This is a genomic window from Streptomyces sp. NPDC088725 (assembly GCF_044751305.1).
Lineage (GTDB): Bacteria > Actinomycetota > Actinomycetes > Streptomycetales > Streptomycetaceae > Streptomyces.
Genome location: NZ_JBIVLO010000004.1, coordinates 236,290 through 249,227 on the forward strand (window position 1 = coordinate 236,290; position 12,938 = coordinate 249,227).

Genomic DNA, 12,938 nt, shown 5'->3' on the forward strand with positions numbered 1-12,938 from the left:
CGGGCCCGGGGATCAGTTCCCGAGGTCGCCGCCGAGCGGGTCCGCGCCGCCTGTGGTGCCTCCGTCCGCCGCGCCGCCCGTCGCGCCCGTCGTACCTCCGGTGTCCGCTCCGGTGCCGCCGGCGTCGCCGCCACCGCCGCCGGTCGCCGGAGGCGTCGCCGGAGTGGACGGATCGCCTTCGCCGCCGCCGGTGTCCGTACCGCCCGCCGCCGTACCCGGGTCCGGGGACGACGGATCGTCCGACGGCTCCTCGGTGTTGCTCGGCGTCGGGGTGTACTTCGGGGTCGGGGTGTACTTGGTCCAGCCGCCCCCGCCGTTGGAGTAGTCCGGTTCCTCGGTGTCCTCGGTCTGCTCGTCCGACGGTGACGGGTCCACGCTCGGGGTGGTCGCCGTCGGCGAGGTCGCCGGTTTCTTGTCCTTCGAACCGTCGTCCGGGGCATTCATGTTCTGCACCGCGAACGCCACCCCGGCCACGATCGCGACCAGCGCGAGCGCGACGAAGATCCACATCCGGCGGCCGCCGCCACCGGACCGGCCGCCGTCGTACCCGCCGTCGTCCGGGTTCACCGGCGGCAGCAGCGGGCGCTGCGCGGTGTCGCCGTGCTGCGGGTGGCCCATCACACTCGTCGCCGCCATGCCCATCGCCGGCGTGCTGCCGCCGTTGTGCGGCTCGACGAGGCCGGTGTTCCACGTCCCGGTGTACGGACCCTGCTGCTGGAGCATCTGGAGCCCGTACTGGACCAGCCCGCGCATCTCCTCCGCGCTCTGGAACCGGTCGTCCGGCTCCTTCGCGAGCGAGCGCATGACCAGGCCGTCCAGCTCGGGCGGAGCCGTGTCCGAGACCTCGGACGGCGGGATCGGGATGTCCTGGACGTGCTGGTAGACGACGGAGAGCGGGGTCTCGCCGGTGAACGGGGGCCGCAGGGCGAGCAGTTCGTAGAGCAGGCAGCCCGTGGCATACAGGTCGCTGCGGTGGTCGACCGCCTTGCCGAGCGCCTGCTCGGGGGAGAGGTACTGCGGCGTGCCCATGACCATGCCGGTCTGCGTCATGGTCGACTGCGCGCCGTGCAGGGCGCGGGCGATGCCGAAGTCCATCACCTTGACCGCGCCGCTGTTGGTGATGATCACGTTCGCGGGCTTGATGTCGCGGTGCACGATGCCGTGCTGGTGCGAGTACGCGAGCGCCTCCAGCACACCGGACACGATGATCAGCGCCTGCTCGGGCGGCGGGGCCTCAGCGTTCATCAGGAGTTCACGGATGGTGCGGCCCTCGACCAGCTCCATCACGATGTACGGCACGGTCTGGCCACCGAAGGTGTCCTCGCCCGAGTCGTAAACCGCCACCACCGAATGGTGGTTGAGACCGGCCACCGACTGCGCCTCGCGGGTGAAGCGGGCCTTGGAGACCGGATCCTCCGCGAGATCCGAGCGGAGCAGCTTGACCGCGACGGTGCGTCCCAGCCGTACGTCCTCCGCCGCGAACACCTCCGCCATACCGCCTCGTCCGAGGCGGTGGGTCATCCGGTAACGGCCGTCACCGACCACCCCGCCGACGCCAAAGGATTCCGCAGCATCCGACACTCCGCCGCCTGCTTCGGGTTCGGGTGCCATCAGTCCTCGCCGTCGTTTCTGTCCGCGCGAGATCCGCGTGTGCGGTTCGCGGGGGTTCGATGATCCCGGGGTCTTTCGCCGTGTCCCAGGGGTGCTATGCCACGTCACGCTACAGCCTCAGTGCGACGGCTCGGTTCCGGACGGGATGCGGGACTGGTTCGGGAGGTGGATCGGCCATGAAACCCGCAGACCGCACGGCCATGCAAATTCCACGCTCATCCTGTAACGCTTCCGAGACGCTTGCTGTGCGTACGGTCACGGAACGGGCACCCGGCTTGACGTGTCAGTGGCCTGCGGCAGACTTGGCGCGTCTTGCGTATGAGGGGGGAAGCACCAGTCATGAGCCACGACGGCGCACGGGGCCGCCATGCGGGTGGGTCGGTCGCGGGCGGCCGGTACCAGCTTCGCGACCTCCTCGGCGAAGGCGGTATGGCATCCGTCTATCTGGCGTACGACGTGGCGCTGGACCGCCAGGTCGCCATCAAGACCCTCCATACGGAACTGGGACGCGAGCAGTCGTTCCGCGAGCGCTTCCGCCGCGAGGCCCAGGCCGTCGCCAAGCTGTCGCACACCAACATCGTCTCGGTCTTCGACACCGGCGAGGACGATCTCGGCGGCGCGACGATGCCGTACATCGTCATGGAGTACGTCGAGGGCGACCCGCTCGGCTCCGTACTCGAGGCGGACATCGCGCGGTACGGCGCGATGCCGGCCGACAAGGCGCTGAAGGTCACGGCCGATGTGCTGGCGGCGCTGGAGTCCAGCCACGAAATGGGCCTGGTCCACCGGGACATCAAGCCGGGCAACGTGATGATGACCAAGCGCGGCGTCGTCAAGGTGATGGACTTCGGCATCGCCCGTGCCATGCAGTCGGGTGTCACGTCGATGACGCAGACCGGCATGGTGGTCGGTACGCCGCAGTACCTCTCCCCCGAACAGGCGCTCGGGCGCGGTGTCGACGCCCGCGCCGACCTGTATTCGGTCGGCATCATGCTCTTCCAGCTGCTCACGGGGCGACTGCCGTTCGACGCGGAATCGCCGCTGGCGATCGCGTACGCGCACGTGCAGGAGGAGCCCGTCGCGCCGTCCTCCATCAACCGTACGATCACCCCGGCGATGGACGCGCTGGTCGCGCGGGCGCTGAAGAAGAACCCGAACGAACGCTTCCCGAGCGCGGAGGCGATGCGCGCCGAGTGCGCGCGCGTACTGCCCTCCGGGCAGGCGGGCGCTCCGGCGATCGTCCAGGGCACCCCGCGGGGCAGCGGCGCGGACGTGGGGGCCACGGTCTTCCCGCCGGTCGACCAGTCGGTCCAGGCGCCCTCGCCGTACGGCCGGGGGCCTTACCAGCCGGGACCCTACGGTCCGCCCGCGCAGGGCCATGGGCCCGTTCCGGGTCCCGGGCCCGCGGGGTACGGCTATCCGCAGAGCGGCGCCTACCTGCCGCAGCCTCCGCTGGCGCCCACCCCACCGCCCTACTCCGTCTCGACGCACCAGGCGGCCGGTTACGGCCGGGGCCGCGGCAGGCGGCACATGCGGCTGATAGCCGGCTCGGCCGTGGTCGCGCTGCTGGTGGTGGGCAGCCTCATCGCGGTCCTCGTGCGCCAGGGCCGCTCGGGCGGCGAGGAGGACCCCGGCGGCACCGGCAGCGCTCAGGGGCAGGTGGCGGGCCACGTCGGCCCCGACCGGAGCCGCACCATCGACGAGGACGCGTGCACGGACCCTCTTGAGGACACCTCGGACCCGTCCAAGGTGGAGGCCCCCGACCTGCGCTACAAGGACATCATCTCGGTGAAGGCGTGTCTGCGCGCGGCCGGCTGGGACGTCAAGACGTCCCGGGTGGACAACGGACAGTTCGCCGAGGACACGGTCATCGAGCAGTACCCGTCGCACAACTCGCCGGTGACGCCGGGCGATCAGGAGTTCGAGCTGAAGGTCGCGTCGGGCGATCCGGAGTAGGCGCGACTCCGGCGCCGGGAGAGCGGCCGGGCCGCCGCCGGTAATCCGGTGCTCCGGTTCCGGCGCTCCGGTTCCGGCAGTCCGTTTCGGGCACTCCGGTACGGGAGAGGCCAGGCGCGGGCCGGGTGCGTGCGGTCCGCTCCGTCCACGGGAACATCTGGGCGTAATCCTGGGATATTCGGCTGATCCGGGATGCCCGGTCTGGTGGTTTATGTGACGCTGAGTCGGTGACGCCAAGGCTCCGCCCTCACTGCGCGATCGCGGTCGCGTGCCTGCTGCTGACCGGACCGGTCGCGTACGCGGACGAATCCGCGGCTCCGGTGGTGGTGACGGACCCGTCGGTGCCGCCCGAGCCCACGACGTCGCTGGCGGGCCGTCCGGCCGGGGAGGGACGGGACCGTCCGGGCAGGCCGCCCGCGCCCGGAACCTCGCCGCCCGAGGACGCGAGCCCGAGCGCTTCCGCGTCCCCCGGCGAGCCCCCGGCCATGACCGTGTCACCGTCCGCCACGGCCTCCCCGCCCGGCTCCCCTTCCTCCTCCCCGTCACCGGTGACGCCGTCCGCCACGGCGTCACCGCCCGCGCGGGAAGACGAGGAGACGGAAGAGCCGGAGGACGAACCGGACAACCAGTCGGACGAGGCCGAGGACCTGCCCGCGCCGTCCGAGTTCACCTCGGAAGCGCCCACGGCGCCCCCGTCCGAGGACGTCGCCGGCGGCAGGACGCAGGCGCGCCCGGCCGCCGAGTCCGTCGTACGGCCGACTCCCGTACTGACCCTGGGGGCCGCGATCATGGGTCTCGGCCTCGTCCTGGGCTTCATCGGACTGCGGCTCCGCCGCCGCTGACCGCCGCGCGGGCGCCTCGTACGGTTGCGGCGGACGCGCTCATACGGTCGCCGCGGGCGCCCTCGTACAGCCGCTCTCCGGTGCCATGTCCGCCCCCGTACCGACCTCCGTCGTCCTCAAGGCTGACGCGCGAGATCACTCTCACGCCGCTTGTGAGGCAACGGCATACTCGGTGAACATACTCAGTATGTCGATCCGTCACGGGCTGCTCGCCCTCCTTGGACGTGGCCCCCGCTACGGCTCTCAGCTGCGCACCGAGTTCGAGAACCGCACCGGCTCCACCTGGCCGCTGAATGTCGGGCAGGTCTATACGACCCTCGGCCGGCTGGAGCGCGACGGCATGGTCGAGCAGGGCGGGACGGACGACGCCGGCCACGCCTTGTACACGATCACGGACGGAGGACGCGCTGAGCTGACGTCCTGGTTCCGTACGCCCGTCGACCGCGCCAACCCGCCCAGGGACGAGCTGGCGATCAAGCTCGCCATGGCGGTGGGTACGCCGGGGATCGACATCCGGGAGGTCATCCAGTCGCAGCGCCGCCACACCGTCAAGGCGATGCAGGACTACACCCGGCTCAAGGCGCGGGCGCTCGGGGCCGAACCGGCGGACCGCGACGAGGTGGCCTGGCTGCTCGTCCTCGAACAGCTCATCTTCCAGACCGAGGCGGAGGCGCGCTGGCTCGACCACTGCGAGTCCCGGCTCGTCCGGCTCACGCTGATGCCGGAGACGAGGGCCGCCGATCCCGTGTCCGAGCCCGCCGCCGAGCCGGCGACCGGGACAACTCGCCGCACGCGGGACTGACTTCCCGCGCGACTTCCTCGCCGGGCTTTCCGGCCCGGCTTTTCCACCCGGCTCTCCTGACCGGCTTTCCCGTCACTTCCACTTTCGTACGTACGCGTACACGCACAGGGGGACAACCACTCATGCCTGCCACACCCCACCAGCCACTCCAGTCGCAGCACGCGGTGCTGCGACTGGAGAACCTGACCCGCGTCCATGGCAGCGGCGCCACCGAGGTGCACGCTCTGCGCGGCGTCAATCTCGATGTCCACCCGGGCGAACTCGTCGCCGTCATGGGCCCGTCGGGATCCGGCAAGTCCACGCTGCTCACCCTCGCGGGCGGCCTCGACACCCCCAGCTCGGGCCGGGTCCTCGTCGAGGGCACCGACCTCACCACCGCAGACCGCAAGACGCTCGCCGCCCTGCGCCGGCGCAGCATCGGTTACGTCTTCCAGGACTACAACCTGATCCCGGCGCTCACCGCAGCCGAGAACGTTTCGCTGCCCCGCGAGCTGGACGGCGTCTCCGCGCGCAAGGCCCGCGTCGAGGCGCTGGCCGCGCTGGCCGAGATAGGCCTGCCCGAGCTGGCCGACCGCTTTCCCGACGAGATGTCCGGCGGCCAGCAGCAGCGCGTGGCCATCGCCCGCGCCCTCATCGGCGACCGGCGTCTGGTGCTCGCCGACGAGCCGACCGGCGCCCTGGACTCCGAGACGGGCGAGTCGGTGCTCGCCCTGCTGCGCAACCGCTGCGACGCGGGCGCGGCCGGGGTCCTCGTCACCCACGAACCGCGCTTCGCCGCCTGGGCGGACCGGGTGGTCTTCGTACGGGACGGCTCGGTCGTCGACGAGACGCTGCGCAGCGAGGCCGATTCCCTCCTCAGTGGCCGGGCGGCCCAGCTGTGAGAGCCTGGTACCACTCCTGGCGCGCCGCGGTACGGATCGCCCGCCGCGACGCCTGGCGCTACAAGGGACGCAGTTTCCTCGTCCTCGCCATGATCGCCCTGCCCATCCTCGGCGTGAGCGCCCTGGACCTGACCGTCCGCGGCTCCCAGCTCTCGGCCGAGGAGAGCACGACACGGTCCATGGGCGCGGCCGATGTCCGCTTCTCCGACCCGCGTTACGCCGGCGAGCCGATCCTGCAGTCGCCGGACGGCCTCCTGTACACCCCGGAGAAGGACTACGGCGACGATCCATGGCCCAACGGCCCGACCGATCTCACGACGGTGCTCCCCGCGGGCGGCAAAACCCTGACGGACACTGTCGGCAGCGGCAAGCTCCGTACCGCGTACGGCGTGCTGAACACCCAGATCCACGAACTGAAGGCCGCGGATCCCCTTGCCGGGGGCATCATGCGCCTGACCTCCGGCCGCTTCCCGGCGAAGTCGGGCGAGGTCGCGGCGACCACCCACTTCCTGGAGATCAGCGGCCTTCAGGTGGGTTCGAAGCTCACCGCACGGGGCCTCGACTCCGACTACCGGATCGTCGGCGCGTACGAACTGCCCAGCGAGCTGAAGACCGACGAGGTCAACGCACTGCCCGGCGCCCTGCTCGCCCCGCTCGACAAAGCACTGAAGGCCAAGGGGCTGTCCAGTACGCGTTCGACCACCACGCGACTCGCCGCGACGCCCGGCGGTTTCACGTGGAACATGGTGGCAAAAGCCAATAAAAAGGGCGTGGTGGCCGTCTCGCGTGAGGTGGCGCTGAACCCCCCGTCCCGCTCGGAAGTGCCGCTCTACCAGAAGCCCGGCTGGGATTCGTCCGGAAGGGACAGCGGTCCCACAGCCGAAGACCTGGCGGCTCTCGGCACCGTCGTCGGCCTCGCCATGCTGGAGATCTGCCTGCTGGCCGGCCCCGCCTTCGCCGTCGGCGCCCGGCGCTCGCGCCGTCAGCTCGGCCTGGTGGGGGCCAACGGCGGCGACCGGCGCCATATCCGTGCCATCGTCCTCGCGGGCGGTCTGGTGATCGGTGTCGCCGCCGCTATCGTCGGTACGGCGCTCGGCCTCGGCCTCACCCTGGCACTGCGCACCGTCCTTGAGGACATCATGGGCAAGCGCTTCGGCGGCTTCGGGATCCGGCCGGTCGAACTGCTCGCCATCGCCCTGCTCGCCGTGGTCACCGGCCTGCTGGCCGCGATCGTCCCCGCGATCACGTCCTCTCGGCAGACCGTTCTCGCCTCGCTCACCGGCCGCCGCGGCAGCCGTAGGACCGGCAGAACACTGCCGGTCCTGGGGTTCATCGCCTTCGTACTGGGCGCGGCCATCGCGCTCTACGGATCCACGATGACGGACCAGTCCATCGTCGTCGCGGGCGGCAGCGCCCTCGCCGAGCTGGGCGTGGTCGCGCTGACCCCGGCCCTGGTGGGGCTGTTCGGCAAGGCGGGACGCCTGCTCCCGCTGTCGCCCCGGCTCGCGCTGCGCGACGCCGTACGCAACCGGGGACGCACGGCTCCGGCGGTGGCCGCGGTGCTGGCCGCGATCGCGGGCACGGTGGCGGTGTCCACGTACTCCGCGAGCCTCGAAGCCAAGAACCGGGCGGAGTACGAGCCGCGGCTGCCGAACGGCGCGATCTCCCTGCTGATCACCGAGGAGGGCGGCCGGGACGTGCCGGCGGCACGGGAGGCGATCGAGAAGAACATGCCCGTCGAGGTGGCGGCCGATGTGGACCGTGTGGTCCTCGGAAAGCGCGGCTGCGCGGTCGAGAGCCAGCCAGGCGACGGCTGCGGGGCGTACGAGTTCGTCGTGCCCAAGGCCAACCGGTGCCCGCTGTGGACCACTCAACCCGACGGCTCCCAGCAACCCGTGACCGGGCTGAGCAGTGCCGAGCGCCGGAAGCTCTTCAAGGACTGGCGCTGCCGGGAGCCGCGCGGCTTCAACAACATCGACGTGGTGGTCGGCGACGCTTCTCTGCTTACGGTCCTCGGAATCGACGATCCGGAGGCGGCGAAGGCCCTGTCGGCGGGGCAGGTCGTCTCCTTCGACAAGCGGTACCTGGAGAAGAGCGCCGGGACCGGCGAGAGCGACCACGTCGGCATCCGCCTGGTCGATGACGCCGACAAGGAAAGCGAGGCCATCGAACAGGGCAAGAAGTATCCGAGCAGGGTCAAGGCTCTCCCGGCACACCAGGTCCCGGACGGCTCGAACGCCTACGGCCTCAAGCTGCTCATGCCACCGGCCGCGGCCAGGGCCACCGGCTTCACCACCGTCCCGGTCGGCTCCTACTATTCGACCACCGCGATGCCGAGCAGTGCGCAGCGGCAGAAGGTGGACGAAGCGCTCGACAGGACGGGCGGCGCCATCGACCTGCACGTCGAAGAGGGATACGTCAGCGAGAGCAGCATCGTGCTGCTGGCGCTGACCATCTTCGCCGGACTGGTCACCGTCGGCGCCGCCGGAATCGCCACCGGCCTGGCCCAGGCCGACGCTGAGGCCGACCTCAAGACGCTGGCTGCGGTCGGCGCGCCGGCCAGGGTCCGCAGGACGCTGAGCGCGTTCCAGTGCGGGGTGGTGGCAGCGATGGGTGTGGTGCTGGGGACGGCCGCGGGTGTCCTGCCCGCGATCGGGCTCCGGCTGACCGAGCGCCGCGAGCAGACGCACGCGTACTGGGAGATGCTCGACCAGAGCGTGGGCGGCGCGGAGCTGCCGTACATCCCGATCGTCCTTCCCTGGGGAACGCTGGCCGGTCTGCTGATCACGGTTCCGCTGGGCGCGGCGCTGCTGGCCGCTCTCTTCACGCGCTCACACAAGTCGCTGTCGCGCAGGGCGGCCACGTAAACGGCGCGCGATGACGTTCGGCGTGCCCCCGCACGAAGGTGAGGAACCTTCGTACGGGGGCACACCGTCCGGTCTCACACATGTGCGAGACAATAGGACGTATGGAGATGCCGACGAACGAACGGTCGCAGGATGATCCTTCTGTCCTCGTGCTGGGGCAGGACGGAATGGCGCTCGGCGGTGGTGCGGGCGACGGCCACCAGCGGGAGATCCCGGTGACGGAGATGGTCGAGCAGCCGGCGAAGGTCATGCGCATCGGCAGCATGATCAAGCAGCTGCTCGAAGAGGTCCGCGCGGCTCCTCTCGACGAGGCGAGCCGGGTACGGCTCAAGGAGATCCACGCCGGTTCCGTGAAGGAGCTGGAGGACGGGCTCGCGCCCGAACTCGTCGAGGAGCTCGAGCGTCTCTCGCTGCCCTTCACCGACGAGGCCATCCCCTCCGAGGCGGAGCTGCGGATCGCCCAGGCCCAGCTGGTGGGCTGGCTCGAGGGTCTTTTCCACGGGATCCAGACGGCGCTGTTCGCCCAGCAGATGGCGGCCAGAGCGCAGCTGGAGCAGATGCGCCGAGCGCTTCCGCCCGGCGCGGTCCAGGACGACGAGGGCGACGAGGGCCAGGGCGGCCACGGCGCGCTCCGCTCGGGCCCGTATCTGTAGGCAGTCGTGACGGACGGCCCGGCCCACCTTCACCGGTGGGCCGGGCCGTCCGGTTTCGCGGGGAACAGCGCGCCGATCAGCCGGAAGACGGCGCGATCAGCAGGATCTTGCCGACGTGTGTGCCGGCGTCGAGCGCGCGGTGCGCCTGCGCCGCGTCGGACAGCGGAAGCCGCTGGTCCACGACGGTCCGTACGTGCCCGTCCGCGACGAGCGGCCACACGTGCTCCCGTACGGCCGCGACGATCGCCGCCTTCTCGGCGGGCGGGCGGCCGCGCAGCGAGGTCGCCGTGATGGCTCCGCGCTTGCGCAGCAGGGCGCCGAGGTTGAGTTCCGCCTTCACCCCGCCCTGCATGCCGATCACCGCGAGGCGGCCGTTGACGGCCAGCGCCTCCACATTGCGTGCCAGATACTTCGCGCCGACGATGTCGAGGATGACATCCGCGCCCGCGCCGTCGGTGGCCTTGTGGATCTCCTCCACGAAGTCCTGCTCGCGGTAGTCGATCAGGATGTCCGCGCCCAGTTCGGCGCAGCGCGCCAGCTTGTCGGAGCTGCCCGCCGTGACCGCGACCCGCGCGCCCAGCGCCTTGGCCAGCTGGATCGCCATCGTGCCGATGCCGCTGGCCCCGCCGTGCACGAGCAGCGTCTCGCCGCGCCGCAGATGCGCGACCATGAAGACGTTCGACCACACCGTGCAGGCCACTTCGGGCAGCGCGGCGGCGGTGGCGAGCTCAAGTCCCGCGGGTACGGGCAGCAGTTGGCCCGACGGTACGGCGACCTTCTCGGCGTATCCCCCGCCGGACAGCAGGGCGCACACCTCGTCCCCCACGGCCCAGCCCGACACACCGGGCCCCAGCGCGCTGATCCGCCCCGCGCATTCGAGACCGGGGTACGGAGATGAGCCGGGCGGCGGATCGTAGAAGCCCTGACGCTGCAACAGATCGGCGCGGTTGACCGCGCTCGCCACGACATCGACGAGGACTTCGCCCTCGCCGGGTACAGGATCGGGCACCTCGGCCCATACGAGCGCTTCGGGGCCACCGGGTTCCGGAATCGTGATCGCATGCATGGCCGCGAGGCTACTCCCGGGCGGTGGCGGCCCGGACGCTCCCGCGCCTGAACCGCCACCGCCCGCGTGCTTACCGCGCCAAGCCCTGTACGCCGGCTTGCCGTCGGACAGGGGGTTACTTGACGACCTGTCCGTTCTTCGCCGGCAGGTGACGGCCGGGCGCCGTCACGGGGCCGGTCTGCGGCCCGGCGGCGGACTCCGGCGCCGGTTCGGCCGACCCGAGGGACTTCGCGGCGGTCTTCGGCGCCACACCGCCCACGGCCCACACCGTGTCCATCCACGCGCTGCTCGCACCGATCGCGTTACCGATGGCGGTGCGGTTGGCCGGCGGGTAGGACACGTTGCCGCCGAAGGCGTTCACGCTCCAGATGCTCGCGGAACGCTCGGTGAGGTACTTCTCCGCCTGCGACGAGAGCGTCGCCTGGGTCGACCAGAGCATCGGTCCGTAGGTGGCGGTCACGGCGCCACCGGCGACGGCGTTCTCCCAGGTCCAGGTGTCCTCGACGGTGACCGACAGAGGCGTGTCCCACCAGAAGCGCGCCAGGTTGGCGGCGACGTCCTCGTGGGTCGCACCGGTCATGCTCCAGTAGCCCCAGTCCTTGCTGAGCTTCATCTTCTGGAGCGCCGCGTCGGCGGTGGCTCCGACCGTCACCAGACCGGTCTTGTCCGGGTCCAGGCCGTTGAGGAAGTTCGTGGCCGCGGTGGACATGCTCGTCCCGTTGGACAGCAGCACCACACCCGTGCCCCGGTATCCGAGCCCGCCCGCGGCCGTGGAGGCCGCGATCGGGTCGTGGTACTCCCTGCCGTCGGCGATGAAGACCCAGCTCGGGGTCGCGGCGATCTGCTTGGCGACCCGCGCGGACAGCGAGGAGAGGTCACCGGCTTCGAGGCGCAGCGCCTTGTAGCCGAGCGCCTCCACCTGGGTGGCCACCTTGGCCGCCAGCAGGTTGGTGGCGCCGTTCAGGTAGACGGTGCCGCCCTTGGGAAGGACGCGCTTCAGCTCACTGGCCGCCGAGGCGTCCAGCGCGCCGCTCGACGTGCTCACGACCGGGCCCTGCTTCTCGGCGCCCAGCGCGACCGCGAGGGACGCGTACGTCGCGTTGCCCTTGTTGATGAGAACCGCGGACTTGGCGGCGATCAGGCCGTTCTGGTGTGCCGCTCCGGCCGTGTCGAACGTCCAGCGGGACGCGGCCGCGTCGATGCCGATGGGCCCTGTGCCGTAGACCCGGTTGAGAGTGTTCTTGCGCAGCGGCTGCCAGGACGGCTTGTCGCCCTGGCCCGCGCCGGTGAGCTGGGTGGACGTACCGCTCGCCACGTCGAGGATCCGTACCGTCTGCACGTCGCCCGCAGCTCCGGCGTGCGAGGTGTGCGCGTCGTACGCGAGCCGGCCGCCCGCCGGGTCCCAGGTCGGGTTGGCGTGGTCGGACGCGTCGGTCGTCACCTGCTGTACGCCGGTGCCGTCCGCGTTGGCGGTGAACAGCTGCGACCAGCCGTCCACGACCCGCGTGAAGGCCAGCCGGCGCCCGTCCGCCGAGTACACCGGCGCGCTGCCGGACGCGATGATCCGCTTCGGCGCGGCCGTGTTGCTGTTGACCGTGTAGATGCCGCTGCTGACCTGGCAGTTGCGGTCGAGCCGTTCGAAGGCGACCGTGCCGTCGACGTTCCCCGCGGGGTGCACGTCACAGACCGACGTGGGCTCCTGGGAGGAGGTCATCAGAGGCTCCGGGGCCCACGCGGCGTCCGAGGCCCCGTAGACGATCTGACCGCCGACGCTGGACAGCACGTACCGGCCGTCCATCCAGAAGACCGGGTCGTCCTGGTTCCCGCCGGCGCGCGTGCCTGCCGGCTTCAGCAGGGTGACGAGCGAGGTGGCGCCGGTGATCCGGCCGGTGGCCGCCCGGCCGTTTCCGGCGGTGACCCGGCTGCCGTCCGGCGCCCAGTTCGGCGCGTAGCCGAGGTTCGGGATGTTGGGTACGGAGCGCAGGCCCGTACCGTCCGCGTTGACCACCTGGATGCCGGTGGGACCGCCGTGCAGGCTGATCTGACCGCCGGAGACCCCGGTGGCAGCGGTGGCCGCGGGCGCGGCCTGGACGCTCGACGCCGTGGCACCGAGCAGGCCGGCCGCCAGTGAGGCGGCCGACGTGAACGCCGCGAGAGCGCGGCGCGAGTTCGTGTTCAAAGAAGAGCCCCCAAGGTGTGTGAATCATCTGCCGCCGAGCGCGCCCCGGCCCCCGTGCACCCCCCGGGCGCGTCTCGCGTA

At 71.3% G+C, this 12,938-nt stretch carries 10 protein-coding genes; 6 read left to right on the forward strand and 4 right to left on the reverse strand.

Annotation, left to right across the window (positions count from 1 at the left end; genetic code table 11):
* Positions 1 to 12 precede the first annotated feature (12 nt).
* On the reverse strand, positions 13 to 1,611 hold the full coding sequence (locus ACIP6N_RS11275; protein ID WP_401814692.1) for a protein kinase: 1,599 nt from the start codon (positions 1,609 to 1,611) through the stop codon (positions 13 to 15).
* A gap of 339 nt (positions 1,612 to 1,950) precedes the next feature.
* Between ACIP6N_RS11275 and ACIP6N_RS11280 the strand changes: the two genes are divergently transcribed.
* Positions 1,951 to 3,567, forward strand: a complete 1,617-nt coding sequence (locus ACIP6N_RS11280) for a protein kinase (protein WP_401814693.1) — start codon at positions 1,951 to 1,953, stop codon at positions 3,565 to 3,567.
* Positions 3,568 to 3,814: 247 nt separating this feature from the next.
* Here the strand turns inward: ACIP6N_RS11280 and ACIP6N_RS11285 are convergent, their stop codons facing one another.
* A complete protein-coding gene (locus ACIP6N_RS11285; protein ID WP_401814695.1) occupies positions 3,815 to 4,132 on the reverse strand; it encodes a hypothetical protein in 318 nt (105 codons plus the stop codon).
* On the opposite strand from ACIP6N_RS11285, the gene ACIP6N_RS11290 reads away from it, so the two are divergent.
* The 5 genes from ACIP6N_RS11290 to ACIP6N_RS11310 all read left to right on the forward strand — a co-directional run bounded on the left by ACIP6N_RS11290 (position 4,116) and on the right by ACIP6N_RS11310 (position 9,612).
* Positions 4,116 to 4,409, forward strand: coding sequence for a hypothetical protein (locus tag ACIP6N_RS11290; RefSeq protein WP_401814696.1), 294 nt, complete (start codon positions 4,116 to 4,118; stop codon positions 4,407 to 4,409). The genes ACIP6N_RS11285 and ACIP6N_RS11290 overlap by 17 nt on opposite strands.
* Before the next feature lie 187 nt (positions 4,410 to 4,596).
* The gene (locus ACIP6N_RS11295) at positions 4,597 to 5,211 is read left to right on the forward strand and encodes a PadR family transcriptional regulator (RefSeq protein ID WP_401814697.1); all 615 of its coding nucleotides are present in this window, start codon (positions 4,597 to 4,599) and stop codon (positions 5,209 to 5,211) included.
* A gap of 122 nt (positions 5,212 to 5,333) precedes the next feature.
* Positions 5,334 to 6,092: an ABC transporter ATP-binding protein gene (locus tag ACIP6N_RS11300; protein ID WP_401814699.1), complete on the forward strand. Its 759-nt coding sequence runs from the start codon at positions 5,334 to 5,336 to the stop codon at positions 6,090 to 6,092.
* Positions 6,089 to 8,959 carry an FtsX-like permease family protein gene (locus ACIP6N_RS11305; protein WP_401814700.1) on the forward strand — a complete coding sequence of 957 codons (2,871 nt, stop codon included), beginning with the start codon at positions 6,089 to 6,091 and terminating at the stop codon, positions 8,957 to 8,959. Before ACIP6N_RS11300 ends, ACIP6N_RS11305 begins: the two co-directional genes overlap by 4 nt.
* A gap of 101 nt (positions 8,960 to 9,060) precedes the next feature.
* Positions 9,061 to 9,612 carry a bacterial proteasome activator family protein gene (locus tag ACIP6N_RS11310; protein ID WP_401814701.1) on the forward strand — a complete coding sequence of 184 codons (552 nt, stop codon included), beginning with the start codon at positions 9,061 to 9,063 and terminating at the stop codon, positions 9,610 to 9,612.
* Positions 9,613 to 9,688: 76 nt separating this feature from the next.
* Here the strand turns inward: ACIP6N_RS11310 and ACIP6N_RS11315 are convergent, their stop codons facing one another.
* Positions 9,689 to 10,678: an NAD(P)H-quinone oxidoreductase gene (locus ACIP6N_RS11315; protein ID WP_401814703.1), complete on the reverse strand. Its 990-nt coding sequence runs from the start codon at positions 10,676 to 10,678 to the stop codon at positions 9,689 to 9,691.
* A 115-nt stretch (positions 10,679 to 10,793) separates the two neighbouring features.
* The gene (locus tag ACIP6N_RS11320; protein WP_401814705.1) at positions 10,794 to 12,857 is read right to left on the reverse strand and encodes a TolB family protein; all 2,064 of its coding nucleotides are present in this window, start codon (positions 12,855 to 12,857) and stop codon (positions 10,794 to 10,796) included.
* Between the last annotated feature and the right edge of the window lie 81 nt (positions 12,858 to 12,938).

Coding starts and splice junctions, on each gene's coding strand:
- ACIP6N_RS11275 (WP_401814692.1), bottom strand. CDS start 1,611: ATGGCACCCGAACCCGAAGCAGGCGGCGGAGTGTCGGATGCTGCGGAA.
- ACIP6N_RS11280 (WP_401814693.1), top strand. CDS start 1,951: ATGAGCCACGACGGCGCACGGGGCCGCCATGCGGGTGGGTCGGTCGCG.
- ACIP6N_RS11295 (WP_401814697.1), top strand. CDS start 4,597: ATGTCGATCCGTCACGGGCTGCTCGCCCTCCTTGGACGTGGCCCCCGC.
- ACIP6N_RS11300 (WP_401814699.1), top strand. CDS start 5,334: ATGCCTGCCACACCCCACCAGCCACTCCAGTCGCAGCACGCGGTGCTG.
- ACIP6N_RS11310 (WP_401814701.1), top strand. CDS start 9,061: ATGGAGATGCCGACGAACGAACGGTCGCAGGATGATCCTTCTGTCCTC.
- ACIP6N_RS11315 (WP_401814703.1), bottom strand. CDS start 10,678: ATGCATGCGATCACGATTCCGGAACCCGGTGGCCCCGAAGCGCTCGTA.